Source organism: Pseudomonas sp. WS 5412, from assembly GCF_012985615.1.
Taxonomy (GTDB): Bacteria; Pseudomonadota; Gammaproteobacteria; order Pseudomonadales; family Pseudomonadaceae; genus Aquipseudomonas; species Aquipseudomonas shahriarae.
The window spans coordinates 358,782-384,036 of sequence record NZ_JAARMB010000001.1 but is presented as its reverse complement, the minus strand read 5'-3'; the positions used below and the strand labels follow the sequence as shown (position 1 = coordinate 384,036).

General features: G+C 60.4%; 28 protein-coding genes. 11 read left to right on the top strand and 17 right to left on the bottom strand.

What is annotated here, in order from left to right; genetic code table 11:
* Positions 1 to 2 precede the first annotated feature (2 nt).
* The 6 genes from HBR94_RS01895 to HBR94_RS01870 all read right to left on the bottom strand — a co-directional run bounded on the left by HBR94_RS01895 (position 3) and on the right by HBR94_RS01870 (position 3,397).
* Positions 3 to 242, bottom strand: a complete 240-nt coding sequence (locus tag HBR94_RS01895) for a BolA family protein (RefSeq protein ID WP_010567702.1) — start codon at positions 240 to 242, stop codon at positions 3 to 5.
* 114 nt (positions 243 to 356) lie between these two features.
* Entirely contained in the window at positions 357 to 662 is a 306-nt protein-coding gene (locus tag HBR94_RS01890) for an STAS domain-containing protein (protein ID WP_057958465.1), read from the bottom strand.
* Positions 659 to 1,312: an ABC transporter substrate-binding protein gene (locus HBR94_RS01885; protein WP_057438117.1), complete on the bottom strand. Its 654-nt coding sequence runs from the start codon at positions 1,310 to 1,312 to the stop codon at positions 659 to 661. The genes HBR94_RS01890 and HBR94_RS01885 overlap by 4 nt, the downstream gene beginning before the upstream one ends.
* An 11-nt stretch (positions 1,313 to 1,323) precedes the next feature.
* Positions 1,324 to 1,791: an outer membrane lipid asymmetry maintenance protein MlaD gene (gene mlaD / locus HBR94_RS01880; protein ID WP_057438115.1), complete on the bottom strand. Its 468-nt coding sequence runs from the start codon at positions 1,789 to 1,791 to the stop codon at positions 1,324 to 1,326.
* On the bottom strand, positions 1,791 to 2,588 hold the full coding sequence (gene mlaE, locus HBR94_RS01875; protein WP_029291779.1) for a lipid asymmetry maintenance ABC transporter permease subunit MlaE: 798 nt from the start codon (positions 2,586 to 2,588) through the stop codon (positions 1,791 to 1,793). Before mlaE ends, mlaD begins: the two co-directional genes overlap by 1 nt.
* Positions 2,588 to 3,397 (bottom strand): ATP-binding cassette domain-containing protein, encoded by an 810-nt coding sequence (locus HBR94_RS01870; RefSeq protein WP_038443322.1) that lies wholly within the window; start codon positions 3,395 to 3,397, stop codon positions 2,588 to 2,590. The genes mlaE and HBR94_RS01870 overlap by 1 nt, the downstream gene beginning before the upstream one ends.
* A gap of 287 nt (positions 3,398 to 3,684) precedes the next feature.
* Here HBR94_RS01870 and HBR94_RS01865 point away from each other — a divergent pair, with 287 nt between their 5' ends.
* The 10 genes from HBR94_RS01865 to HBR94_RS01820 all read left to right on the top strand — a co-directional run bounded on the left by HBR94_RS01865 (position 3,685) and on the right by HBR94_RS01820 (position 10,695).
* On the top strand, positions 3,685 to 4,659 hold the full coding sequence (locus HBR94_RS01865; RefSeq protein WP_115128986.1) for a KpsF/GutQ family sugar-phosphate isomerase: 975 nt from the start codon (positions 3,685 to 3,687) through the stop codon (positions 4,657 to 4,659).
* Entirely contained in the window at positions 4,660 to 5,184 is a 525-nt protein-coding gene (locus tag HBR94_RS01860) for an HAD family hydrolase (RefSeq protein WP_029291786.1), read from the top strand. It begins immediately after the preceding gene.
* A gap of 8 nt (positions 5,185 to 5,192) precedes the next feature.
* Positions 5,193 to 5,765, top strand: a complete 573-nt coding sequence (gene lptC / locus HBR94_RS01855; protein ID WP_170044054.1) for an LPS export ABC transporter periplasmic protein LptC — start codon at positions 5,193 to 5,195, stop codon at positions 5,763 to 5,765.
* Positions 5,752 to 6,285: a lipopolysaccharide transport periplasmic protein LptA gene (gene lptA, locus HBR94_RS01850; protein WP_057438111.1), complete on the top strand. Its 534-nt coding sequence runs from the start codon at positions 5,752 to 5,754 to the stop codon at positions 6,283 to 6,285. Before lptC ends, lptA begins: the two co-directional genes overlap by 14 nt.
* Complete coding sequence (gene lptB / locus HBR94_RS01845) at positions 6,285 to 7,010, top strand: LPS export ABC transporter ATP-binding protein (RefSeq protein ID WP_029291791.1); 726 nt, start codon at positions 6,285 to 6,287, stop codon at positions 7,008 to 7,010. The genes lptA and lptB overlap by 1 nt, the downstream gene beginning before the upstream one ends.
* 184 nt (positions 7,011 to 7,194) lie before the next feature.
* A complete protein-coding gene (locus tag HBR94_RS01840; protein ID WP_057445159.1) occupies positions 7,195 to 8,688 on the top strand; it encodes an RNA polymerase factor sigma-54 in 1,494 nt (497 codons plus the stop codon).
* 75 nt (positions 8,689 to 8,763) lie between these two features.
* Positions 8,764 to 9,069, top strand: a complete 306-nt coding sequence (gene raiA / locus HBR94_RS01835; RefSeq protein WP_032860085.1) for a ribosome-associated translation inhibitor RaiA — start codon at positions 8,764 to 8,766, stop codon at positions 9,067 to 9,069.
* A gap of 12 nt (positions 9,070 to 9,081) precedes the next feature.
* Entirely contained in the window at positions 9,082 to 9,546 is a 465-nt protein-coding gene (ptsN, locus tag HBR94_RS01830) for a PTS IIA-like nitrogen regulatory protein PtsN (protein ID WP_029291796.1), read from the top strand.
* 2 nt (positions 9,547 to 9,548) lie between these two features.
* Positions 9,549 to 10,406 carry an RNase adapter RapZ gene (rapZ, locus tag HBR94_RS01825; protein WP_057438109.1) on the top strand — a complete coding sequence of 286 codons (858 nt, stop codon included), beginning with the start codon at positions 9,549 to 9,551 and terminating at the stop codon, positions 10,404 to 10,406.
* A gap of 16 nt (positions 10,407 to 10,422) precedes the next feature.
* On the top strand, positions 10,423 to 10,695 hold the full coding sequence (locus HBR94_RS01820; RefSeq protein ID WP_057438107.1) for an HPr family phosphocarrier protein: 273 nt from the start codon (positions 10,423 to 10,425) through the stop codon (positions 10,693 to 10,695).
* A gap of 200 nt (positions 10,696 to 10,895) precedes the next feature.
* Here HBR94_RS01820 and HBR94_RS01815 read toward each other — a convergent pair whose 3' ends face one another.
* The 6 genes from HBR94_RS01815 to pmbA form a co-directional block, all read right to left on the bottom strand.
* Positions 10,896 to 11,789 (bottom strand): ZIP family metal transporter, encoded by an 894-nt coding sequence (locus HBR94_RS01815; RefSeq protein WP_115128989.1) that lies wholly within the window; start codon positions 11,787 to 11,789, stop codon positions 10,896 to 10,898.
* 31 nt (positions 11,790 to 11,820) lie between these two features.
* Positions 11,821 to 12,432: a superoxide dismutase gene (locus tag HBR94_RS01810; protein ID WP_057958460.1), complete on the bottom strand. Its 612-nt coding sequence runs from the start codon at positions 12,430 to 12,432 to the stop codon at positions 11,821 to 11,823.
* A gap of 1 nt (position 12,433) precedes the next feature.
* Positions 12,434 to 12,877: a hypothetical protein gene (locus HBR94_RS01805; protein WP_057958459.1), complete on the bottom strand. Its 444-nt coding sequence runs from the start codon at positions 12,875 to 12,877 to the stop codon at positions 12,434 to 12,436.
* Positions 12,878 to 12,904: 27 nt separating this feature from the next.
* Positions 12,905 to 14,281, bottom strand: coding sequence for a class II fumarate hydratase (locus HBR94_RS01800; RefSeq protein ID WP_120734140.1), 1,377 nt, complete (start codon positions 14,279 to 14,281; stop codon positions 12,905 to 12,907).
* Positions 14,274 to 14,669, bottom strand: coding sequence for a hypothetical protein (locus HBR94_RS01795; RefSeq protein WP_057438105.1), 396 nt, complete (start codon positions 14,667 to 14,669; stop codon positions 14,274 to 14,276). The genes HBR94_RS01800 and HBR94_RS01795 overlap by 8 nt, the downstream gene beginning before the upstream one ends.
* Positions 14,670 to 14,820: 151 nt before the next feature.
* Entirely contained in the window at positions 14,821 to 16,167 is a 1,347-nt protein-coding gene (pmbA, locus tag HBR94_RS01790; RefSeq protein ID WP_170044053.1) for a metalloprotease PmbA, read from the bottom strand.
* A 108-nt stretch (positions 16,168 to 16,275) separates the two neighbouring features.
* On the opposite strand from pmbA, the gene yjgA reads away from it, so the two are divergent.
* Positions 16,276 to 16,797 (top strand): ribosome biogenesis factor YjgA, encoded by a 522-nt coding sequence (gene yjgA, locus HBR94_RS01785; protein WP_029291815.1) that lies wholly within the window; start codon positions 16,276 to 16,278, stop codon positions 16,795 to 16,797.
* A gap of 45 nt (positions 16,798 to 16,842) precedes the next feature.
* Here the strand turns inward: yjgA and tldD are convergent, their stop codons facing one another.
* The 5 genes from tldD to HBR94_RS01760 all read right to left on the bottom strand — a co-directional run bounded on the left by tldD (position 16,843) and on the right by HBR94_RS01760 (position 25,213).
* A complete protein-coding gene (gene tldD / locus HBR94_RS01780; protein ID WP_057438378.1) occupies positions 16,843 to 18,285 on the bottom strand; it encodes a metalloprotease TldD in 1,443 nt (480 codons plus the stop codon).
* A 16-nt stretch (positions 18,286 to 18,301) separates the two neighbouring features.
* A complete protein-coding gene (locus HBR94_RS01775) occupies positions 18,302 to 19,150 on the bottom strand; it encodes a carbon-nitrogen hydrolase family protein (RefSeq protein ID WP_115128993.1) in 849 nt (282 codons plus the stop codon).
* A 48-nt stretch (positions 19,151 to 19,198) separates the two neighbouring features.
* On the bottom strand, positions 19,199 to 23,014 hold the full coding sequence (locus HBR94_RS01770) for a YhdP family protein (protein WP_170044052.1): 3,816 nt from the start codon (positions 23,012 to 23,014) through the stop codon (positions 19,199 to 19,201).
* 75 nt (positions 23,015 to 23,089) lie between these two features.
* On the bottom strand, positions 23,090 to 24,547 hold the full coding sequence (gene rng / locus HBR94_RS01765) for a ribonuclease G (protein WP_115128995.1): 1,458 nt from the start codon (positions 24,545 to 24,547) through the stop codon (positions 23,090 to 23,092).
* Between the two features lie 69 nt (positions 24,548 to 24,616).
* Complete coding sequence (locus HBR94_RS01760; RefSeq protein ID WP_170044051.1) at positions 24,617 to 25,213, bottom strand: nucleoside triphosphate pyrophosphatase; 597 nt, start codon at positions 25,211 to 25,213, stop codon at positions 24,617 to 24,619.
* Positions 25,214 to 25,255: the final 42 nt, after the last annotated feature.

Here is a 25,255-nt window from a genome sequence, read left to right as displayed (position 1 = left end):
GCTCAGGTGCGCTCGGCCCAGGCCGCGCGGCTGAAAAATTTCATAGTGACCGCATGGATGCTGCCATCGGTGATCCACGGGTTCAAATGGGCATAGATCTGCTGCTGACGCTTGACCGGGCTCAATGCCGCCAGTTCATCGCTAATCACGTTCAGCTGGAAATTGCAGCCTTCGCCTTCAACTGCAACCTCAGTATTCGGCAGCTTTCCTTCAAGGAAGCTTTTAACTTCTAGGGCCTGCATGCTCAACCTCTATCGGCGCCCAGTGCGCGCGGGTCGCACATCATACAAAAAAGCCCCGCGCCTGCGAACCCCGCATAGCAGGACTCTGACGGGGGGCTTCTTCAATAATGTGTATTAAGGATGCGCCAACAGCTCGGCCAGACCGCAAACCTGGGCAATTTCACGCATATCCTCGGGTAATGCGCGAATACTGACAGGTTTGTTGACCGCCGCGGCGTCACGTAGGAAACACAAGAGCAATGACAAGCCAACACTGCTGGACTTCACCACCGCCGAGCAATCGAGGACCAATGCCGGCGCAGTGCTGGCATTGATCAGTGCCTGGCCCTGCTTACGCAGGGCCGGCCCGGTGCTGTAGTCGAGCACGCCACTGAGGAGCAGCTCGCCGGCCTGGCCTTGACGAACAGCCGACTCAGTCATGGGGCCTGCTTCTCTGCAGCTTCTTCGGTCACTTCCTTGGCCTTGGCCACTTCGCCGGCCCAGCCATCAATGGTCTTGTCCAGGTTGTTGCCATTGCGCTGCATGGCATCGGCGAACTGATCACGGAACAGCTTGCCGATGTTGATGCCGTTGATGATCACGTTGCGCACTTTCCACTCACCGTTGATTTTCTCAAGGGTGTAGGAAACCGGATAGATCGAGCCATTGTTGCCCTTGACCTGCATATCCACGCTGGTGCGGTTGCCAGACTCATCCTTGGCCGGGGAAACGACGATACCCTGGTTGTTGTATTCCAGCAGGGCGTTGCCGTAGAACTGCATCAGGCTGCGCTTGAAGTTTTCCTGGAAGCGCTGCATCTGCGCAGGCGTAGCTTTACGCGAATACTTGACGGTCATGATGCTGCGCGAGATGCCGTCAGCGTCGACCACCGGGCCCACGATACCGTTGAGGGCATCGTAGAACGCGCTCGGGCTCTGCTTGTACTGCTCCTTGTTCGCGGCAAGGTCAGCCAGCAGCTCTTTGGTGGTTCTATCAATAATGTCGTGCGCCGAAGGTGCCGCCACGGCGTTAGCCATCAATGGCAAGGCTGCCAACAGCACCAACAGGCCACGTCGCAAGGTTGAGATCATGAACAAACTCCTCATTTGGCGTCTTTACTAACCGTATTAAGCAGGAATTTACCGATCAGGTCCTCTAATACCAACGACGACTGTGTGTCATGAATGGTCGAACCATCCTTGAGCAAGGCTTCTTCCCCGCCCACGCTGATACCGATGTACTTCTCGCCCAGCAGACCGGCCGTGAGGATGGACGCTGTGGAGTCAGTCGGCAGGTTATCTACCTTCTTGTCCAGTTGCAGGGTCACGCGGCCGGTGAAGCTGTCGCGGTCCAGATCGATTGCTGTGACCTTGCCGATGGTCACACCGGCCATGGTCACTTTGGATCTGACCGTCAAACCGGCGATATTGTCGAAGTAGGCGTAAAGTTTATAGGTATCGGCGCCCGAGCTGGCCGACAAGCCGCTGACTCGCAGGGCGAGCAACAGCAAAGCCAGGATGCCAGCCAACAAGAAAAGGCCTACACCGATTTCCACAGTGCGGTTTTGCATCAGAAATCTCCAAACATCAAGGCGGTCAAAATGAAGTCAAGGCCCAGTACCGCCAGCGAGGCGTACACAACGGTCTTGGTAGTGGCTCGACTGATCCCTTCTGAAGTGGGTTCACAGTCATAGCCCTGGAATACGGCGATCCAAGTCACAACGAAGGCGAAGACGATGCTCTTGATAATGCCATTGAGCACGTCACCGCTGAAGGTCACGCTGTTTTGCATGTTGGCCCAGTAGGAGCCGTCGTAGACCCCCAGCCAGTCCACCGCCACCCACGAACCGCCCCAGATCCCGACCACGCTGAAAATCATTGCCAGCAGTGGCAGGGAGATGAAGCCGGCCCACAGGCGCGGGGCAACAATGTACTTGAGCGGGTCCACGCCGATCATTTCCAGGCTGGACAGTTGCTCGGTGGCCTTCATGTTGCCGATCTCGGCGGTCAACGCAGAGCCGGCGCGACCGGCAAACAGCAAGGCGGTGACCACCGGCCCCAGCTCACGCAGCAGCGTCAGTGCAACCATCTGCCCCACCGCCTGCTCGGAACCGTAGCTGGACAGGATATTGAAGCCCTGCAGCGCCAGCACCATGCCGATGAACACCCCGGAAACCACGATGATCACCAGGGACATCACGCCCACCGAGTGCAGCTGCTTGAGCAGCAAGCCAAAACCACCGCCGATACCACCGCGGCCAAGCAAGGCGTGAAACAGGAAAATCGTCGAACGCCCGAGCACTTCGACAATGTCGATGCCGGAACGACCGAAAAGGCGCACCTTCTCGATTAAAGATGTCTTGCGCATCAGCGCTTCCCCAGAAGATCTGCGCGGTAATCCGCTGCCGGAAAATGAAAAGGCACCGGGCCATCAGGGTCGCCGGTCATGAATTGGCGAATACGCGGGTTATCGGCGTTCATCAGTTCTTCAGGCGTGCCCTGCCCCAATACCTGGCCATCGCCGACGACATAGAGGTAGTCGGCAATGCTCGCGGTTTCGGCCAAGTCATGGGAAACCACGATGCTGGTGATACCCAGCGCGTCATTGAGCAGGCGGATCAGGCGCACCAATACGCCCATGGCGATAGGGTCCTGGCCGACGAACGGCTCGTCATACATGAGGATCTGCGGGTCGAGGGCAATCGCCCGCGCCAGAGCCACGCGCCGCTTCATACCACCAGAAAGCTCATCCGGCATCAGGTCGATGGCACCGCGAAGCCCTACGGCCTGCAGCTTCAACAACACAATGTCACGGATCATTTCTTCCGACAGTTGGGTATGCACCCGCAACGGGAACGCGACGTTTTCGAAAACGTCGAGGTCGGTGAACAGTGCACCGCTCTGGAACAGCACACCCATGTGCTTGCGCGCATCGAACAGATCGCTGCGCGACAGGGTCGGCAGGTTCTGGCCATTGACCCAGACTTCCCCGGCGGTAGGCCGCAGTTGCATGCCCATCAGGCGCAGCAGGGTCGTCTTGCCGCAGCCGGAAGGGCCCATGATGCCCGTCACCTTGCCGCGGGGAATGCGAATATCGACATTATTGAAGATGCTGCGCGTACCGCGCTTGAAGGAAAGACCCTTCAGCTCGACCGCGTAGGCGTTATCGGCACTCATCTAAACTCCTTGGGATGCAGCTTCTCACTCAGACACCATGCTTGGGACAACTGCTTGCGACAGTTAGACACATGTGCGCTGCGCGGACCGAACTGGCGGCGAACTATATCACTGCTGACATAAAGCGCCCAAGGCCGGAGCTGTGCTTGTTCAGAAAGAGGACAGGTAATTGCGCATTTGAGAGCGATCTCACTCTTAAGTAGAACAACGCCTGACGAACTTGCGTGAGGGAATTGATCATTACCGCTATAATCGCCGACTTTTCGTCAGGCTATACGATTTCAGACATGAGCCAATCCAGCGACCTTATTCAATCCGCACAACGCACCATCCGCCTCGAGCTTGAAGCCGTAGAAGGCTTGCTGGCCCATATCGACGCAGATTTCGTACGCGCCTGCGAGATGATCCTGGCCAGTAAAGGCCGGGTTGTCGTGGTCGGCATGGGCAAGTCAGGCCATGTCGGCAACAAGATTGCCGCCACCCTGGCCAGTACCGGCACCACGGCGTTTTTCGTGCACCCGGCCGAAGCCAGCCATGGTGACATGGGCATGATCACCCGCGATGACGTGATCCTCGCCCTGTCCAACTCCGGCACCACCAACGAAATCGTGACCCTGCTGCCCCTGATCAAGCGCCTGGGCATCAAGCTGATCAGCATGACCGGCAACCCGGACTCGACGCTGGCCAAGGCCGCCGAAGTGAACCTGAACGTACATGTAGCCCATGAGGCCTGCCCGCTTAACCTGGCGCCCACCTCCTCCACCACCGCCGCCCTGGTCATGGGCGACGCGCTGGCCGTGGCCCTGCTGGAAGCCCGTGGTTTTACCGCCGAAGACTTCGCCTTTTCCCACCCCGGTGGCGCCCTCGGCCGTCGCCTGCTGCTGAAAGTGGAAAACGTGATGCATGCGGGTGACGAGCTGCCACAGGTACAACGTGGCACCCTGCTCAAGGATGCCTTGATGGAAATGACCCGCAAGGGCCTGGGCATGACCGTGATCCTCGAGGCCGACGGGCGCCTGGCCGGGGTCTTCACCGACGGTGACCTGCGTCGCACCCTGGACCGCACCATTGATATCCATACCGCCACCATTGATCAAGTCATGACCCCTCACGGCAAGACCGCCCGCGCCGAAATGCTCGCGGCTGAAGCCCTGAAGATCATGGAAGACCACAAGATCGGCGCCCTGGTGGTGGTCGATGATGCCGATCACCCGATTGGCGCCCTGAACATGCACGATTTGCTGCGCGCGGGAGTGATGTAAATGAACACCGACCTGTTGCAACGGGGCAAGGCCATCAAACTGGCGATTTTCGACGTGGATGGCGTGCTGACCGACGGTCGTCTGTACTTCCTCGAAGACGGCAGCGAATTCAAGACGTTCAATACCCTGGACGGCCAGGGCATCAAGATGCTGATGGCCTCTGGCGTACAAACCGCGATCATCAGTGGTCGCAAGACCCCGGTCGTGGAGCGCCGCGCACAAAACCTGGGGATTCCTTACCTCTACCAGGGCCGTGAGGATAAACTCGTGGTTCTGGACGAGCTTCTTGGCAAACTCAACCTAAGCTATGAGCAGGTCGCCTATCTGGGCGATGATTTGCCTGACTTGCCGGTGATTCGCCGCGTCGGCCTGGGCATGGCTGTAGCCAATGCCGCGTCGTTTGTTCGCGAACACGCCCACGGCATTACCCAGGCCCGCGGCGGCGAAGGCGCCGCCCGCGAGTTCTGCGAACTGATCCTGCGTGCCCAGGGCAGCCTTGAAGCGGCCCACGCCGCCTACCTATAGAGCCCTCTATGCTGAGTAAAAAGATTCGCAACTTCCTGATATTCGGAGCCATCGCCGCGCTGTTCCTCGCGGTGGGCTACTGGAATATCAGCCCGGAGCGCTTCCTCGACCAGCCTGTTGCGCAGGTCGACCAGAGCGCCATCGACTATTACGCCACCAACGCCTACAGCGTGCAGTTCCTGCCTGACGGCAAGGTGCAATACGAAATGACGTCGGACAAGGTCGAACACCTGAAGGCTTCCGAGGTCACATTGCTGACCAATCCGGACCTGAACCTGTATCGCGGCACCGAGTTCCCGTGGCACGTCACCAGCAAGCGTGGCGAGGTCAACCCGGACGGCACCGAAGTGGAACTGATCGACTCGGTGCGCGTTGCGCGCACCGACGCCCAGAAGCGCGACACCATCATTACCAGCAGTCGCATGACCGTATTCCCACAGAAGCAATATGCGCAGACCGAGCAAGACGTTAGAATCGACGGCGCTGGCGGTGTATCGACTGGCAAGGGAATGAAAGCGTATTTGAAAGAAAGCAGGATACACCTGCTATCGAACGTAAGAGGACAGTATGAGGCTCGTTAAAACCCTCCCTATTTTGCTCGGTCTGGGCGCAGCACTGGGAAGCGTGAGCGCCTGGGCTCTGCCGAACGATAGCCAGCAACCGATCCACATTCAGGCTGACGATGCGCAACTGGATGACAAGCAAGGTGTCGCGACCTACAAGGGCGACGTCATCATCACCCAAGGTTCGATGAAGATTACCGGTAACACCGTGACCCTGACCCGTACCCCGGCGGGCGACATCGACGTCGTGACTTCGGTGGGCAACCTTGCCTACTTCGAACAGAAGCAAAACGCCGCCGATCCAGGTCCGATCAAAGGCTACGGCGTGACCATCCAGTATCACGCGCCGCAGAACCGCATCGTACTGACTGACCGCGCCAAAGTGATCAGCAGCGACGGCAACTCGACCGAAGGCGAGAAAATCGTCTATGACACCGTCAAGCAAGTCGCCACTGCCGGCCGCGCCAATGGCACCAAGGTCACTGCGCCACGTCCGCGCATCGACATGGTTATCCAGCCGAAGAAGAAGGCCCAGTAATGGCAACCCTGAAAGCCCAGCATCTGGCCAAGGCCTATAAAAGCCGTCAGGTCGTGCGCGACGTCAGCCTGTCGATCGACAGCGGCCAGATCGTCGGCCTGCTTGGCCCCAATGGTGCCGGCAAGACCACCTGCTTCTACATGATCGTCGGCCTGGTCCAGGCGGACCAGGGCCGTGTATTGATCGACGACCTGGACGTCAGCCACCAGCCCATGCACGGCCGTGCGCGGGCCGGTATCGGCTATCTCCCCCAGGAGGCGTCGATCTTCCGCAAACTGTCAGTGTCCGACAACATCATGGCGATCCTGGAAACCCGCAAGGAACTGGATCGCGACGGACGCCGCCAGGAGCTGGAAAGCCTGCTGCAGGAGTTCCACATCAACCATATTCGCGACAACCTCGGCATGAGCCTGTCCGGCGGCGAGCGGCGCCGCGTGGAAATCGCCCGCGCCCTGGCCACCGCACCGAAGTTCATCCTGCTGGACGAACCCTTCGCCGGTGTCGACCCGATTTCGGTAGGCGACATCAAGCAGATCATCCATCACCTCAAGGCCAAGGGGATCGGCGTGCTGATCACCGACCACAACGTGCGTGAGACCCTGGATATCTGCGAAACCGCGTATATCGTCAACGACGGCCAACTGATTGCCGAAGGCGACTCCGCCACCATCCTGGCCAACGAACTGGTCAAGGAAGTGTATCTGGGGCACGAGTTCCGCCTGTAAACACTGGGGTGTCAGGACATTCGCCATCAGGCGCGGGAGTCAATAAAAACCTTATTGTTTTTATTGTTACCGCGCTCTAGGCAAAGCACCCGATATCAGGCATATAATTTGCTTATGTTTGGCGCTCACGCGCCCTGTCGTGGATGGCGCATTGCGCCGGCGAATAAGGTGTTAAGCCCCTGCCATGAAACCATCGCTAGTCCTGAGAATGGGCCAGCAGCTGACGATGACACCGCAGCTGCAACAGGCCATCCGCCTGCTCCAATTGTCGACCCTGGACCTGCAACAGGAAATCCAGGAGGCCCTGGAGTCCAACCCGATGCTCGAACGCCAGGAAGAAGGCGACGACTTCGATAATGCCGACCCACTGGCCGACAACATAGAGCAAAAACCCAATCCCGACGTCCAGGAACCCTCCTACCAGGAAACCGCACCCACGGTGGATAACCTGGAAGAAGGCGAATGGAACGAACGCATTCCCAATGAACTGCCGGTGGATACGGCCTGGGAAGATGTCTACCAGACCAGCGCCAGCAGCCTGCCCAGCAACGACGATGACGAGTGGGACTTCACCACCCGCACCTCCGTCGGCGAAAGCCTGCAGAGCCACTTGCTGTGGCAACTGAACCTTGCCCCGATGTCCGACACCGATCGCTTGATCGCGGTGACCCTGATCGACTGCATCAACAATCAGGGCTACCTGGACGAGACCCTCGAAGAAATCCTCGAGGCTTTCGACCCGGAACTGGACATCGAGCTGGACGAAATCGAGGCGGTCCTGCACCGCATCCAGCAGTTCGAGCCCGCCGGCATCGGCGCGCGCAACCTCAGCGAGTGCCTGTTGCTGCAACTGCGCCAACTGCCCGCCAAGACACCGTGGCTGGCCGAAGCCCAACGCCTGGTCACCGACTATATCGACCTGCTGGGCAGCCGCGACTACAGCCAGCTGATGCGTCGGATGAAGCTCAAGGAAGATGACCTGCGCCAGATCATCGAACTGGTACAGAGCCTCAACCCGCGTCCCGGCTCGCAGATCGAGTCCAGCGAAGCCGAGTATGTCGTCCCCGACGTGATCGTGCGCAAGGACAACGAGCGCTGGCTGGTGGAGCTGAACCAGGAATCAGTGCCGCGCCTGCGGGTCAACCCGCAATACGCAGGTTTCGTACGCCGGGCCGACACCAGCGCCGACAACACCTTCATGCGCAATCAGTTGCAGGAGGCTCGCTGGTTCATCAAGAGCCTGCAAAGCCGCAACGAGACCCTGATGAAAGTGGCCACCCAGATCGTCGAGCATCAGCGCGGCTTCCTGGAATATGGCGACGAGGCGATGAAACCGTTGGTGCTGCATGACATTGCCGAAGCAGTGGGCATGCACGAATCGACCATTTCCCGGGTCACCACCCAAAAATTCATGCATACCCCACGGGGTATATATGAGCTGAAATACTTTTTCTCCAGCCACGTCAGCACCTCCGAAGGCGGTGAATGCTCGTCCACGGCGATCCGCGCGATCATCAAAAAACTCGTTGCGGCGGAAAATCAGAAAAAGCCGTTGAGTGACAGCAAGATCGCTGGTTTACTGGAGGCACAAGGCATTCAGGTCGCCCGTCGAACCGTCGCCAAGTACCGCGAGTCCCTTGGGATCGCGCCTTCCAGCGAGCGTAAGCGATTGATGTGACGGGCGGGCCATAGCGTTCCAGTGGCGGGTACTCCTACCCGCCGCTTTATGCACTGGCAACGAAGGAGAAGCTGTATGCAAGTCAACATCAGTGGACACCAACTGGAAGTGACCGAACCGCTGCGCGCCTACATCAGCGAGAAACTCAAACGAATTGAGGGGCATTTCGACAAGATCACCAATGTGCAAGTCATCATGTCTGTCGAAAAGCTGAAGCAGAAAATCGAAGCCACCTTGCGTATACCCGGCGGGGAAGTAGTCGCCAATGCAGAGCATTCAGACATGTATGCCGCCATTGACGACCTGACCGACAAGCTGGATCGCCAAATCAAAAAGCATAAGGAAAAGCAGCAGAGCCTTCTTCAAGGCACAGGCCGCTAACACTCCCCACCCATGATTCGACTTGAAACCATCCTGACCCCCGGCCGTTCACTCGTGAACGCGCCGGGTGGCAGTAAAAAGAAAGCCCTCGAACAGATTGCCAACCTGATCAGCCGCGAAGTGCCTGAGCTGGTGATGCAAGATGTATACGAGGCTCTGATTGCCCGTGAAAAACTCGGTTCGACCGGTTTTGGCAACGGCATCGCTATTCCTCATTGCCGCCTAAAAGGCTGTGAAACACCGGTGAGCGCCCTGTTGCACCTGGACGCCCCCACTGATTTCGACGCCATCGACGGCGCCCCGGTTGACCTGCTGTTCGTCCTGCTGGTCCCGGAAGCGGCCACCGATGCGCATCTGGAGCTGCTCCGGCAGATCGCCAGCATGCTCGATCGTGAAGAAGTACGTAAGAAACTGCGTAGCGCCAGCACCAATGAAGCGCTGTATCAGGTTGTCCTGGATGAGCAAAGCGGGCAGTAATCATGCGTTTGATCATCGTCAGCGGGCGTTCCGGCTCAGGTAAAAGTACAGCCCTCAACGTACTTGAGGACAGCGGCTTCTATTGCATCGACAACTTGCCGGCCGGCCTGCTGCCCGAGCTGGCAGAACGCGCCTTGATCCATACCGAGCTGGCACAACCGCTGGTGGCGGTGTCCATTGACGCACGCAACCTGCCCAGCCACCTCACGCGCTTCCCGGAATTGCTCGAAGAGGTACGCGCCAAGCATATCCATTGCGACGTGCTGTACCTGGATGCCGACGAAGAAACGCTGCTCAAGCGCTTTTCGGAAACCCGTCGCCGCCACCCGCTGAGCAGCCCGCACCGCTCGTTGGCCGAAGCCATCGAGGACGAGACCAAGCTGCTGGGGCCGATCATTGACCTGGCCGACCTCAAGATCAACACCACCAGCCTGAACCTTTACCAACTGCGTGACGCCATCAAGCTGCGCCTGCTGAACCAGCCGGAACCCGGCACCGCGTTCCTTGTTGAGTCCTTTGGCTTCAAGCGGGGCATGCCGGTAGACGCCGACCTCGTATTTGACGTGCGTTGTCTGCCCAATCCTTACTGGAAGCCGGAGCTGCGCGATCAGTCCGGGCTGGACCAACCGGTTGCCGATTACCTGGCGGCGCAACCGGATGTCGAGGAGATGTTCCAGGATATCTCCAGCTACCTGCTCAAGTGGCTACCGCGCTTTGCCGCCAGCAACCGGGCCTATGTCACCATCGCTATCGGCTGCACTGGCGGGCATCACCGCTCCGTCTACCTGACCGAGCGCCTGGGCCAGGTCTTGCAGCAAACCCTCAAGAATGTCCAGGTTCGCCACCGCGACCTCAGCTGAAAGGAACACCTTCGCGATGCCCGCTCTGGAAATTGAAATCATCAACAAACTGGGCTTGCATGCCCGCGCGTCGGCCAAGTTCGTCGGAGTTGCGGGCCAGTTTCCTTGCCAGGTGCGTGCCGGGCGTACGCCAGAATCCATGGTCGATGGCAAAAGCATCATGGCCATGATGATGCTCGCCGCAGGCAAGGGCACGACGATTCATCTGAAGACCGAGGGTGAGCAGGAACAGGAAGCGCTGGATGCGCTGGTGAAGTTGATCAACAACTACTTCGATGAAGGCGAATAGCCCTTCTTTCCTGAATGCAGCACAAATCAATGTGGGAGTGGGCTTGCCCGCGATAGCTGGGAGTCAGTCGATACATACTTGACTGATACACCGCTATCGCGGGCAAGCCCGCTCCCACATTTTTTATGCCGAGGTGTCTGCATCGCAAGCAAGCCAGCTCCCACACTAGCCAGCTGCCACATTGCTTTTTGCGTTAGGCATCAGCCCAGCGCTGTATCCATGGCCATCATCAGGCAAAACCCGATGCACAACCCCAGGCTGGCAAGTTTGTCATGGCCATTGCGTCGCGACTCGGGGATTACTTCGTGAGTCACCACCAATAACATCGCCCCGGCCGCAAGGGCCAAACCCAGAGGCAGCAGCATCTCGGCCAGACTGACCAGCCAGGCGCAGAGCACGGCAAACACCGGCTCTACCAGGCCGGATGCCGCCCCAATCAGGAATGCCTTGACCCGCGACATCCCCGCCCCAGCCAGCACCAGCGCAATCACCAGGCCTTCCGGCACATCCTGTAAGGCGATGCCCATGGCCAGGCTGTCGGCATCGGGCATACCGCCACCCGCCGAAACGCCTACCGCCATGCCTTCGGGAATATTGTGGGCAATGATCGCGAACACAAACAGCCAGATACGCGGCGGGATTACCGGTTTATCGGGCGTACCGACCAGCATCTCCGGGCTGGCACCGGAGACCTTGCGGTCCACCAGAAACAGGCCGAAGGCACCGAGCATGATGCCGAAGCTGACCAGGCCGCTGGACGCCCAGGGAGTGAGCCCCAGGTTTTCGGCGGCGGCAATCCCTGGCACGACCAGCGAAAACGCGGTCGCCGCCAGCATCACTCCAGCACCGAAGCCCAGCAACGTATCGCTGACCGCCAACGGCATCCGCCGGATCACCAGCACCGGCACCGCACCCAACGCCGTACCCAGGGCGCAGATTGCGCCACCTTGCAGTGCGCGCAGGATCCGCGGCTCCAGGTTCAGCCAGGCCAGCCCGTGGGCCACCAGCAATGCCGTTCCCGCCAACAGCAGCAGCGAGCCAAACGCATAACGAAACATTCGTACGCTGCTGATCGCCAGTGTTTCAGTGCCCATAGTCGGCCTTAAGTCTTGTTATGAAAGGTCATTAAGCGAGGGCCGCCTGGTAGCGCTCAGCGACTTCCGGCCAGTTGATAACACTGTAGAAGGCGTTGATGTATTCAGGACGGCGGTTCTGATAAAGCAGGTAGTAGGCGTGTTCCCACACGTCCAGACCGAGGATCGGCGTATTGCCATTCATCAACGGGCTGTCCTGGTTGCCACTGCTCTCGACTACCAGGGTCTTTTGCGGGGTCACGCTCAACCAGGCCCAGCCACTGCCGAAGCGGGTCAGCGCAGCTTTGGTAAAGGCCTCCTTGAAGGCGTCAAAGCCACCCAGCTGCTCATCAATCGCCTGGCCCAGGGCACCTTCGGGCTTGCCGCCGCCCTTGGGCGACATGACTGCCCAGAACAATGAGTGGTTGGCATGCCCGCCCCCCTGGTTAATCACCGCTGCGCGCAGCTTTTCCGGCAGTTGCTGGACGCTGGAGACCAGTTTCTCGATGGGCCAGCCAGCAAACTCAGTACCTTCGACCGCCGCATTGAGGTTATTGATGTAGGTCTGGTGGTGCTTGGTGTAGTGGATTTCCATGGTTTGCGCATCAATATGCGGCTCCAGGGCATCGTAGGCGTAAGGCAAGGCAGGCAGGGTGTAGGACATATCAATGTGCTCCATAAAAAGGGCTGTTGCGGGTCGGCGCATCCGTCGACGCCGTATGGCTGCCTAGCAAGCGATGGGTACGGGGGTATTCACCGTGATCGCTGATGAAATTCAACAGTTCGACGTAGGTCTTGCTGCTCTGGCGCAAGGCCGCCTCGCGCAGAGGCTGAGGCAGCCGGGTGTCCTGCATGGTCTGCAGCAAGCGCTGGTGAATGGCGCAGAGGTATTCCGCGCTTTCTTCCGGCTGGTTCAGGCGCAGGTGCAGGTCCGCCAGGTTGTGATGGGAAATGACGCAAGCGGCTACGGCTTCGTCGGCATCACCCCAGCGCTCGAACAACACTTGGGCCAGGGCCAGGGCTTGCAGGTAATGCTCGCGGGCATCCACCAGTTCGCCCTGCATAAAGCAGTGATTGGCCCGTTCGATCGTGCGTTTCCAATGCTCCATGGTGAGCCTCCAAAGCAGGGTCGGTGATTACACGCCACCCGCCGTGAGCTTTTCCGGATCCAGGAGGATTTCCAGTTGGCTGCGGGGCAAGTCGGTGTGCTCAAGCGCCACATCAATCACCGGCCGGCCTTGTTGATAGGCTTTCTTGGCGATTTCAGCGGCCTTTTGGTAACCAATGATCGGGTTGAGTGCGGTAACCAGGATCGGGTTACGCGACAGCGCTTCCTTGAGCTTGGGTTCGTTGACCTTGAAGCTGGCGATGGCCTTGTCTGCCAGCAGACGGCTGGAGTTGGCCAACAGTTCCAGGCTGCTGAGCAGGTTCTGGGCGATGATCGGCAGCATCACGTTGAGTTCGAAGTTGCCGGACTGACCGGCGATGGTGATCACGCTGTCATTGCCGATCACCTGGGCCGCGACCATGGCCGTAGCCTCTGGAATCACCGGGTTGACCTTGCCCGGCATGATCGACGAGCCCGGCTGCAGGCCTTCGAGTTCGATTTCACCGAGACCGGCAAGGGGGCCGGAGTTCATCCAGCGCAAGTCGTTGGCGATTTTCATCAGCGACACGGCAATCGCTTTGAGTTGGCCGGAGACGGCAACGGCGGTGTCCTGGGAGCCGATCAGAGCAAACAGGTTCTTGCCCGGAGTGAACTGCACCTGGGTCAGGCTGCTCAACTGCTGACTGAAACGCGCAGCAAACTCAGGATGCGCGTTGATCCCAGTGCCAACGGCCGTACCGCCCTGAGCCAGGGCCTGCAGGCTTGGCAGCAAGCCCTGCAAGTGCGCGATATTGGCCTTGAGTTGCTGCGCCCATCCTTCAAGCACCTGGCTCATGCGCACCGGCATGGCGTCCATCAGGTGAGTACGCCCGGTCTTGATGAACGGATGAACTTCCACCGCCTTGCGCTCGATCACCGCAACCAGATGCAGCAACGCCGGCAACGTCTGTTCATGCAGCACCAGCGCGGCGCTGACGTGAATGGTGGTCGGGATGATGTCGTTGCTGCTTTGCCCGCAATTGACGTGGTCATTGGGGTTGACCGGCTCGCCCAGCAGGCGGCTGGCCAGGGTCGCAATCACTTCGTTGGCGTTCATGTTGGAGCTGGTGCCGGAGCCGGTCTGGAAAATATCCACCGGGAAGTGCTGCATGAAGTCGCCTTCCAGCAAGCCTTGGGCGGCGTCGACGATGGCTTTGCCCTGGCTTGCGCTGATCTGCTTGAGATCGACGTTGGCCTTGGCGGCGGCGGCCTTGGCCAGGATCAGGGCGCGGATGAACTGGGTCGGCATGCGCTGGCGGCTGATCGGGAAGTTATCCACCGCACGCTGGGTTTGCGCGCCATACAACGCGTCGGCCGGTACCTGTAGTTCGCCCATGCTGTCGCGTTCGATACGGGTGTTACTCATCGGAAGATCCTTGCACCAAGTCGGAGTGAGAAATCGAAGGTTGCAGTTCGCAAGTCGCCAATTGCCAGGCAAAGGTCTGCCAGCGCTTGAGGCGGCAGGCACAGTGAGACAGGTTTTCCAGGTCGCGCAGCGGGCGCCAGGCCTGGTCCAGGCATGTGGAGCGCCAATGCCAGGGCAAGGCGATATCGGTGGCAGTGTCGAGCAGCAGGCGGAACGAGGTTTCGGCGATGGTCCACGGGTGCGTGGCCGTGCAACAGGCCAGATAGCGGCCTTCGCTGAGGTAGTGTTCGATCAGGCGCGGCTCGTCAGGGTTGAGCCCGCAGCGAATCTGACGACTCATCCAGCGCCAGCTTTCCAGGTAGGGATCCTCGTGCAGGACAGAACTCATGACCCATGCTCACTCGATAATGATATTTATTATTAAATGATATTGAGAATCAAAACAAGCTATTGAACCGATACCTTTGTCGGCCTTGTGATATTCCAGGCAAAAAAAAGCGCCACCCTGGGGGTGGCGCTGTTGTGTAACGGGTTGCGGCTTAGCTGCCGGCGACGGTCATGCGTTCGATCAGCACCGAGCCGGTGCGAATATTGCTGCGCAATTCCAGATCGTTACCCACGGCGACGATCTGCTTGAACATGTCGCGCATATTGCCGGCGATGGTCACTTCCTGGACCGCGAACTGGATTTCGCCATTCTCCACCCAGAACCCCGCCGCGCCTCGGGAATAATCGCCCGTCACCATGTTCAAGCCATGCCCCATCAGCTCGGTCACCAGCAAACCACGGCCCATGCGCCGCAGGAGCGCCGCCTGGTCTTCGTCACCATGGGTCACGAACAGGTTGTGAACCCCACCGGAGTTGGCGGTACTCGGCAGACCGAGCTTGCGCCCGGCGTAGGTGCCAAGCACGTAGGACACCAGCTCACCGTTCTCGACAAACGGCTTGGCGTAGGTTGCCAGGCCGTCGCCATCAAAGGCCGAGCTGCCCATGGCGCGCATCAGGTGCGGGCGTTCGTCCAGGGTCAGCCACTCAGGAAACAGCTTCTGCCCCAGCGCGCCTTCAAGGAACGACGATTTGCGGTACAGATTACCCCCGGAAATCGCCCCGAGAAAGCTGCCGAACAGACCACCCGCCAGTTCCGCCGAAAACAACACCGGCACTTCGCACGTCGGCACCGGGCGCGCACCCAGGCGGCTCGCCGCCCGTTGCGCGGCGCGCTGGCCGATGCTCACCGGGTCCGCCAACAGCTCACCCTGGCGACTCACGTCATACCAGTAGTCACGCTGCATCTGGCCATCGGCCTCGGCGATCATCACGCAGCTCAAGCTATGGCGCGTCGACGCATAGCCGCCGATAAACCCGTGGCTGTTGCCATACACCCGGCAACCCTGGTGGGTGCTCAGGGTGGTGCCATCGGCATTCTTGATCCGGCTGTCGGCATCAAACGCCGCGGCTTCGCAGGCCAGGGCCTTTTCGATGGCCTGCTCGGGAGTGATATCCCAGGCGTGAAACAGGTCGAAATCCTTGAGATCCCGCGCCATCAAGGCCGCATCCGCCAAACCCGAGGCCTCGTCTTCGGAGGTGTGCCTGGCAATCGCCAGTGCGGCGGCAACCGTCTCGCGAATCGCTTCCGGGCCGCTGGCCGAAGTGCTGGCCGAGCCTTTGCGCTGCCCCACATACAAGGTGATGCCAAAACCCTGGTCGCGGTTGAACTCAACGGTTTCCACTTCCCGCTGGCGTACCGAAGTCGACAGGCCCTGCTCCAGCGACACCGCCACTTCACAGGCACTGGCGCCCTGGCGCTTGGCCTCGGCGATGATCTGCTCAACTTGTTCCTGCAGTGCCGGTAACGCTTGTGGACCGACGCTTTGGGCTGCACTCATGGTTCTCTCCACTCAAATTCTGCTTTCGGTTAAGGCCATCGAGCGACCGGGCCGGACAAGCGGCCCCCGACTGGTTATCATGGCGGCGTTTCTTTGCGGACTGCCACCATGGTTGATTCTTACGACGACTCCCTCGATGGGGAGAAAAGCAAAACCCAGGTCAAACGCGAGCTGCATGCTCTGGTTGATCTCGGCGAGCGCCTTACAACACTCAAGCCGGACTTGATTGCCAAACTGCCACTGACCGACGAAATGCGCCGGGCCTTGGCGGATGCACCCAAGCACACCGCGAATATCGCGCGTAAACGGCACATCATGTTTATCGGCAAGCTGATGCGCGACCAGGACACTGACGCCATTCTGACTTTGCTCGATCAACTCGATGCTTCCACCCGCCAATACAACGAACGTTTCCATAACCTGGAACGTTGGCGTGACCGCCTGATCGGCGGTGACGACGCTGTATTGGAGAAGTTCGTCCTGGACTATCCGGACGCCGACCGCCAGCAACTGCGCTCCCTGATCCGTCAGGCCCAGCACGAACTGGCACAGAACAAGGCGCCGGCCACCAGCCGTAAAATCTTCAAGTACATCCGTGAGCTGGACGAGACTCAACGCGGCCTGCGCTGATCCTCTTCCCCGGGTGGCGGTCATCGCCACCCGAAGCTCCACGCCTTACGACCCCGTGCCACCCACGGTGATCGCATCAATTTTCAGGGTTGGCTGGCCGACACCCACCGGCACCGACTGCCCATCCTTGCCACACATCCCCACACCGCTGTCCAGCGCCAGGTCGTTACCGACCATCGACACCTTGCTCATGGCTTCCGGGCCGTTGCCAATCAGGGTTGCACCCTTGACCGGCGCGGTGATCTTGCCGTCTTCGATCAGATAGGCTTCGCTGGTAGAGAACACGAACTTGCCGCTGGTGATATCCACCTGGCCGCCACCAAGATTGGCGCAATAGATCCCACGCTTCACCGAGGCAATGATCTCTGCCGGGTCGCTTTCGCCAGCGAGCATGTAGGTGTTGGTCATGCGCGGCATCGGCAAATGCGCGTAGGACTCGCGACGGCCGTTGCCGGTACGCGCCACGCCCATCAGGCGCGCGTTGAGCTTGTCTTGCATATAGCCCTTGAGCACGCCATTTTCGATCAACGTGGTGCACTCGGTCGGCGTACCTTCGTCGTCGACGCTCAGGGAACCACGGCGACCGGCCAATGTGCCGTCGTCGACAATGGTGCAGAGCTTGGAGGCGACCATTTCGCCCATGCGCCCGCTGTAGGCGGAGCTGCCCTTGCGGTTGAAGTCACCTTCCAGGCCATGCCCCACCGCTTCATGCAGCAAAACCCCGGACCAGCCCGAACCCAGGACCACCGGCAGCGTACCCGCTGGCGCCGGAATGGCTTCCAGGTTGACCAGCGCCTGGCGCAACGCCTCGCGGGCGTAGCCCATGGCGCGGTCGTCGGTGAGGAAATAGCGATAATCCGTACGCCCACCGCCACCGTGGCCGCCGCGCTCGCGACGCCCGTTCTGCTCGACGATCACACTGACATTAAAGCGCACCAGCGGGCGCACATCCGCCGCCAGGCTGCCATCGGTGGACGCCACCAGGATGCGCTCCCAGACCCCGGCCATGCTCACGCTCACTTGCTGGATACGCGGGTCGAGGGCCCGGGTTGCAGCATCCACACGCTTGAGCAACTCGACCTTTTCGGCACGGGTCATTACTTCCAGTGGATTATCCGGGCCGTACAACTGGGCCACGTCCTGGGTACTGAACGCCTGCACGGTGCCGTTCTGCCCAGCGCGGGAAATCGAACGCGCCGCGCGGGCCGCCAGGCCCAAGGCTTCGAGGGTGATGGCATTGCTATAGGCAAAGCCGGTCTTCTCACCGGACTGCGCGCGCACCCCAACCCCTTGGTCAAGGTTGAAGCTGCCGTCCTTGACGATCCCGTCTTCCAGGGACCATGACTCGGAAATCTGCCCCTGGAAATACAGGTCTGCAGCATCAATACCCGGCCCGGCCAGGTCACCCAGTACGGTTTGCAGACTTTCGATGGTCACGCCACCGGGCGCCAGGAGGTGTTCACTGACTGAGGACAACAACTCGCTCATAGGTTCGGCCTTAAATTCATCGTTCTGAAGCAGGTCGCTGTGCGCCCTGCGAGAAAAAGCGCCGGTGGCCTGCCACCGGCATGCGCGCCCGTATCGACGCTTGTTCGCTGCTATCGCGTTCGGCCAACAACACCGCTTCGCCTTGATCTTGTTGCGCCAGTACGCGCCCCCATGGGTCGATAATTGCCCCATGGCCGAATGTTTCCCGTGGCCCCGGATGCACCCCGCCCTGGGCGGCCGCCAGCAGATAGCACTGGGTTTCTATGGCTCGGGCCCGGATCAGCACATCCCAGTGCGCAGCCCCCGTTACCGCCGTAAAGGCCGAAGGCGCAGTAATCAACTCGGCGCCCGCCGCACGCAATTCGCTGTACAGCTCGGGGAAGCGCAGGTCATAACAGACCGTCAGCCCCAGGCGTCCAACCGGCGTATCGGCCACCACTACCTGGTTACCGTAAGCATAGTCGTCAGATTCGCGATAACGACCGCGCGCATCCGCCACGTCCACGTCGAACAGATGCAGCTTGTCGTAGCGCGCCACAATCTGTCCCTGCGCGTCGATCAACAGCGAGCACGCGTTGGACTTGGCGTCGGGCTGCCCGAGCGGGGGCAACGGCAAGGTACCGGCCACTATCCATAAGTTGAGGTCACGGGCGGCCAGTTTCAACCACGGCAGGATCGGCCCCTCGCCCACCGCTTCGGCGTGGCCGATAGCGGCCACGTCACGGCGGCCCATGGCGGCGAAGTTTTCCGGCAGCACCGCCAGTTGCGCGCCCCTTGCCGCCGCCTGCTCCAGCAACCGCCGGGCCTGGGCCAGGTTGGCCAGAACATCGCTCTGGCTGACCATCTGGATTACCGCAAAGGACATGGGCCGACACTCCATAAAAAGCATGGGGCCATGCTACTCCACAGGGGCTTACTGCGGTTTTTCAAATGGCTTGTCGAAGGTGATTTTTGGATCTTTCCATGGCCCTTCCACCTTGTACTGGACGCTGGCGAAACGCGAGACCCGATCGCCAATCAGTTTGTCGATCAGGAACAGTGCGCCGCCAATGGCCGGCGCCCCAACGATCAACGCGGCAATCGGCAGGTTGTTGGTCACCGGCAGGGTCACCAGCAACTTGGCATCGACACGGTCAGCCACCAGGTCCAGGGTGCCGTTAAGCTCCAGGTTGCTCGACGGCCCGGTGAGAACAATCGGCTCACGGGTCACAAACACTCCATTGCTGGCGGCCAGCAGGCCCTTGACCCGGTCGTAGCTCAGGCCCTTGCCGAGCAAGTCCGAGAAGTCCAGGCGCAAACGCCGGCCAATCGAGTTGAAGTTCAGCAGGCCAAACACCCGCAACGCCTGGGCACCGCCCTCGACCTCGACAAACTGGCCCTTGCGGAACGATGCATCCAGGCTCCCGGAAAACCGCTTGGGCCCAACCCACGCAGGCGAACCCGGCCAGCGCCCGTCAACGTCCAGATGGAAGTCCTGGCTGGTCACGGTGGGCGCGAAGCCCCAGCCTTTGAGCACATCGGCGATATTCTTGCCGTCCAGGCGCCCCTTGTACCAACTGCTGCTGGCGCCCGGCGCGCCTTCCCACCCACCGGCCCCCTTGAGCCGCATGCCCTTGAGGCCCAGGTCGAGGTTGTTGAAAGCCATGCCCTTGGCCGTCGGGCGCACCTTCAAGGACCAGGCGCCGATCAAGTCGGGCCCCTGCAACAACTGGCCAATGGAAATATCCAGCGCCGGAATGTCCTTGGGATCAATGTTCGCCAGGGGATCAGGTGCGCTCTCGTCAGCCTGTACCGTAGGGTCAACCGCCGGCAGCTTCACGTATTGCAGATTGATGGCGATAGGCGCGCCCTTGGCATCCGGCAGGCCAACAGTCCCCTTGGCTTGCTGGCTGTCGAGCTGCAGGCCCCAGGCGGCGGGCTTGCGCTCCAGTTGCAGGCTGACCTGGTCGAATTGAGTACCAAAGCCTGTCAGCTTGCCGATCTTGAAATCGGCACTGCTCAACAGCTGCTTGGCATTGCCACCCGGATCATTGCCGGCGTAGCGGTCCACCAGTTTCTTCCACGGATCTATATCCAGCTCCGACAGCACCCCGCGAATCCGCAGGCCCTTGCCACCGGGCAGCAAGGCATCGCCATCCCCGAGGAACAGTTCGCCACGGCCCTGGGCAAAGTTGTTCGCCGGGGCTGCAAAAGTAAAGTTCGCCAGCTCGCCGTAATCAAACCAGTAGCGTCGCTCTGCGCCCTGCAAGGTCATGCGGAACACACTGTCGCGGCCCTGACTGGCGGACATGCCAAACGGCGCAGGCAAATCCACCGCCACGCCCTTGAGGTTGGAACTGACCCGCAACTGGCTGTCGGCACCGTCCAGGTCCAGTTGCAGTTGATACGGGATATCCCCGGACACCGGCAGCGGCTGGCCGACTTTCAGCCAGTCGGTGAGGCGCTTGACCGTCACCTGGCCCTTGGCGGTGATCCGCGTGCTGAGATTGCCCGGCTTGCCACCAGCAGCAATCTGCGCCGTGATCGGCCGGTCAAAGGCCTGGGCACTGATGTTCTGGCCACTCAGCCCCTTGGTGCTGTCGAAGCGGAATTCGCCCTTGAGCTGATTCAGGTCCAGGGTAGGCTCGGCCAGTTGCAGGTGCGCCTTGTCAGTCTTGAAGTCCACCACGATTTTCGGCTCGGTGCCTTTGGCCAGGGGGATGTCCAGGTCGAGTGAACCTTGCAGGTCGCCCTCGCCTTTCCAGCCGGCAAACGTCGACGCCGTGCCGATGGGGGCTTCCTGCAGGATCTTCAGGCCATCACCCAGCCCACCTGCAAACCCGCCCGTCAGCAACAGATGACTGTCATGGCCAGGAAGCGCATGGGGAATGTTGACGTAGATATCCTTGACCTTGGTGTCGAGCAATTGCCCCTTGCTGGCCAGGATGCGCACACCGGTTTCTTCGACAAACACTTCACCGGTCACCTTGCTCACATGGGGCCAGCCAGGCTGGAACGCCAGCTCGGCGTCATGCACCTTGAAGAACAGGCTGATATTGCGCGCCGCCGTCACCGCATCGTGGTTCAACGAGCCTTGATACTGGAAGAAGCCTTCATCGACCGCGCCCTTGAGAATGGCCGTACGCAGCCATTCATCCAGGGCCGGGCTCAACACGGCCGGCAGGTATTTGGGAGTAAAGCGTCCATCGCCCTCGACCATGCCGACCCGCAGGTCCATGTAGTCTTCCTGGCTATGATCGAAATGCAGACGAATCAGGAAGTCCGCCGCGACCTTGCCCTCTTCCCCCAGCACCTTGATATACGGAGCGATCAGCGTGAAGCCTTGTTTATCCAGCTTCCACGTCAGGCGCGCGTTGGCCTGGATGTACTGCCAGGGCTTGGCGAAAATCGGATACAGGTGCAAGGCAAAGTCCTTGCTGTCCATGCGCAGCTCGCCCTGGCCCAGGTCGCCGCTGATACTGCCGGAGACATTGCGGGCCGCCGGTGCGCCGAAATACGCATCAAAGCCCACCCGCTCGAGGTTGGCGGCAAAGCTGACGCGCTGATCGCCCGTCTCCTGGGGACGATAATCCACCAGGACATTGCGCAGCACGCCCGTGGCTTTCAACGCTTCGACGGTCTTGGCAAAACCCTCGGGCAATGGCGCCAGGGCGTTGAGCAAGGGGGTGATCGGCGTCAGGTCCAGGCGATCGGCCTGCAGGTTCCAGGTTTCCTGGGCCTTGTCGGTGGCCAGGGTTTGCTGCAATTGCAGGTGCGACTCCCAACGGGTGTCGCCCAGGTTCATGGCCAGCGAGTCGAAGACCACCTTAAGGCCGCGGTCACTGCGTTGCAGGTAGGCCGTCAGGCCCAGGTTGTGGATGCTCACAGGTTTGCGCTGGGCATACCGCACCTTCACTTGCGGCGCATTGAGCCGCGCGGCGGCGCTTTGCAGCGTTCCGCCGGCCCAGGTCAGCCAGAGTTCGCCGCCGGCTTTCAGCTCATTGAGTTTCCAGTCCCGGGTCAACTTCGCCGGAATCCATTGCGCCCAATTGCTCTGGGGCAGGCTCAGGTAGGCCTGGACTTCACCATCGCGCCACTGGCTAGCGCGGATCCGCGTGCGCAGGCTGAGGGCCAACGGCTGCCCATCGGGCAAGGTCAGGCGTGCATCCAGGCGCTGGCGGGTGGCACCGGTTTGCAGGCTCAGGCCCACATAGGTCAAGGTCAGCGGCGCTTGTTCAAACGGTTGCAAAGTGACCTGGCTGTCGAGCAGCGAGATCTTCGCCACCGCTTGCATGCGCGTGAGCAGTTGTTCCGGGTCCAGGGGCTGGTCGTCCTGCACCGGCAGGCCTTGCAGCGCCCAACGGCCGTCCTGGTCCTCCTTGACACTGAGCTGCAACCCGCTGACTTCCAAGTGGGCAATGCGCACATCCCACGCCAGCAGGCTGGCCCAGAGATCGGGCACCACTTGCACCTGGTCCAGGCGCAAGGCACTGCTGCCCTCGCCGACCATCACGTCATGGGCCAGCAAGACCGGGGCAAAACCGCTCCAGCGCCCTTCCAGGCTGCCAATGCTCAGGGGCATGTCGACCGCCGCCTGCGCCTTGGCCTCGACTTCGGCACGGTACTCCGCCACCAATGGCGTCAATTCACGGCCCAGGCTGACGTAGACCGCCGCCAGTACCAACAGCAATGCACACAGGCCAAGGCCCCAACGGGTCAATGCGGCAAAAAAGCGTTGTAGACGCTCCATGTCAGGCGACCCTCAAGGTAATAGTCGGACGGCAGATCAAGGTCTGGCGGTCTCGTTGAACAGGACGGATGCGAATCAGAGCAGCACCACGTCGTATTGTTCCTGGGAATACATGGTTTCGACCTGGAAACGGATGGTACGGCCAATGAAGCCCTCCAGTTCCGCAACGTTGCCCGACTCTTCGTCGAGCAACCGATCAACCACCTTCTGATTGGCCAGGACTCTATAACCCTCGGCCTGGTAAGCGCGTGCCTCTCGTAGAATTTCCCGGAAAATCTCGTAGCAAACCGTTTCCGGGGTCTTCAACTTGCCGCGGCCCTGGCAACTGCTGCACGGCTCGCACAGCACTTGCTCAAGGCTTTCGCGGGTGCGCTTGCGGGTCATCTGTACCAGGCCCAACTCGGTGATCCCGATGATGTTGGTCTTGGCGTGATCGCGCTCCAGCTGCTTTTCAAGGGTGCGCAACACCTGGCGCTGGTGTTCTTCATCTTCCATGTCGATGAAGTCGATGATGATGATCCCGCCCAGATTGCGCAGGCGCAGTTGACGGGCAATGGCGGTGGCGGCTTCGAGGTTGGTCTTGAAGATGGTTTCTTCAAGGTTGCGATGGCCGACGAAGGCGCCGGTGTTGACGTCAATGGTGCTCATGGCTTCGGCCGGGTCGACCACCAGGTAGCCACCGGACTTGAGCGGCACCTTGCGCTCCAGGGCCTTCTGGATTTCGTCCTCGACGCCATACAGGTCGAAAATCGGCCGTTCGCCGGGGTAGTGTTCCAGGCGATCGGCGATTTCCGGCATCAATTCGGCGACAAATTGCGTGGTGCGCTGGAAGGTTTCCCGCGAGTCGATGCGAATTTTCTCGATCTTCGGGCTGACCAGATCACGCAGGGTTCGCAGGGCCAGGCCCAGGTCTTCGTAGATGACACTCGGCGCGCCGACGGTCTTGATCTGGGCCGCGATCTGGTCCCACAGGCGCCGCAGGTAGCGGATGTCCATGAGGATTTCATCGGCACCGGCACCTTCGGCGGCGGTGCGCAGGATAAAGCCGCCCGCCTCTTTGATACCTTCGGCCGCCACGCAATCGCTGACCACCTTTTTCAGGCGCTCACGCTCACCTTCGTCTTCGATTTTCAGGGAAATACCGACGTGGGCGGTGCGCGGCATGTACACCAGGTAACGCGAAGGAATTGACAATTGCGTGGTCAGGCGCGCGCCCTTGGAACCAATCGGGTCTTTGGTGACTTGCACCACCAGGCTCTGCCCTTCGTGCACCAGGGCGCTGATGCTCTCGACCGCAGGGCCTTCGCGCAGGGAGATTTCCGAGGCATGGATAAATGCAGCACGGTCCAGGCCGATATCGACAAAGGCTGCCTGCATGCCCGGCAACACCCGCACAACCTTACCTTTATAGATATTGCCAACGATCCCGCGCTTCTGGGTGCGCTCGACGTGCACTTCCTGCAAAACACCGTTTTCTACCACCGCCACGCGCGATTCCATCGGCGTGATATTGATCAGAATCTCTTCACTCATGGCTGGGTCTCGTTCAGGCGTTTTCACAATAGTGGCCGATCGCTTAAAGGTGGCGCTGGAGTAGAGCGTTCAGCGCACGGAAAGGTGTTGCCAACAGGGTATGCCGAAATGGCCCAGCAGTTCTGCTGTTTCGCAGACCGGCAGGCCAACGACTGCCGAGTAGCTGCCATTGAGCCCGGCGACAAATACCGCCGCCAACCCTTGGATAGCATAGCCGCCCGCCTTGTCCTGGGGTTCACCGCTGTGCCAGTAAGTCGTTGCTTCTTGTGTGGAAACCTGGCGAAAACGCACGCGACTGCTGACCAGGCGCGTTTCGCAACGCTGGCCATCAAGCAGCGCAATGGCGGTGAGGACTTCGTGCTCACGATCAGAAAGGGCCAGCAGCATGGCCAGGGCATCGGCCTGGTCCACGGGCTTACCGAGGATCCGGCCATCCAGGATGACGGCAGTATCGGCCCCTAGCACGCAGGCATTTGCGGTATCGGCTAATGTCGCCAGGCCTGCAGCGGCTTTGCCACGGGCCAGGCGCTCGACGTAGGACGCAGACGACTCGTCGCCCAGGGGTGTTTCATCAATAGCGGCGTTGACCACGGTGAACGGCACGCCAATCTGGGTCAGCAGTTCACGCCGCCGAGGAGAGCCGGAGGCCAGATAAAGCGATTGCATTGCAAACTCTCCCTGCGGGTTCGATAACCAGGCAGAGCTTCG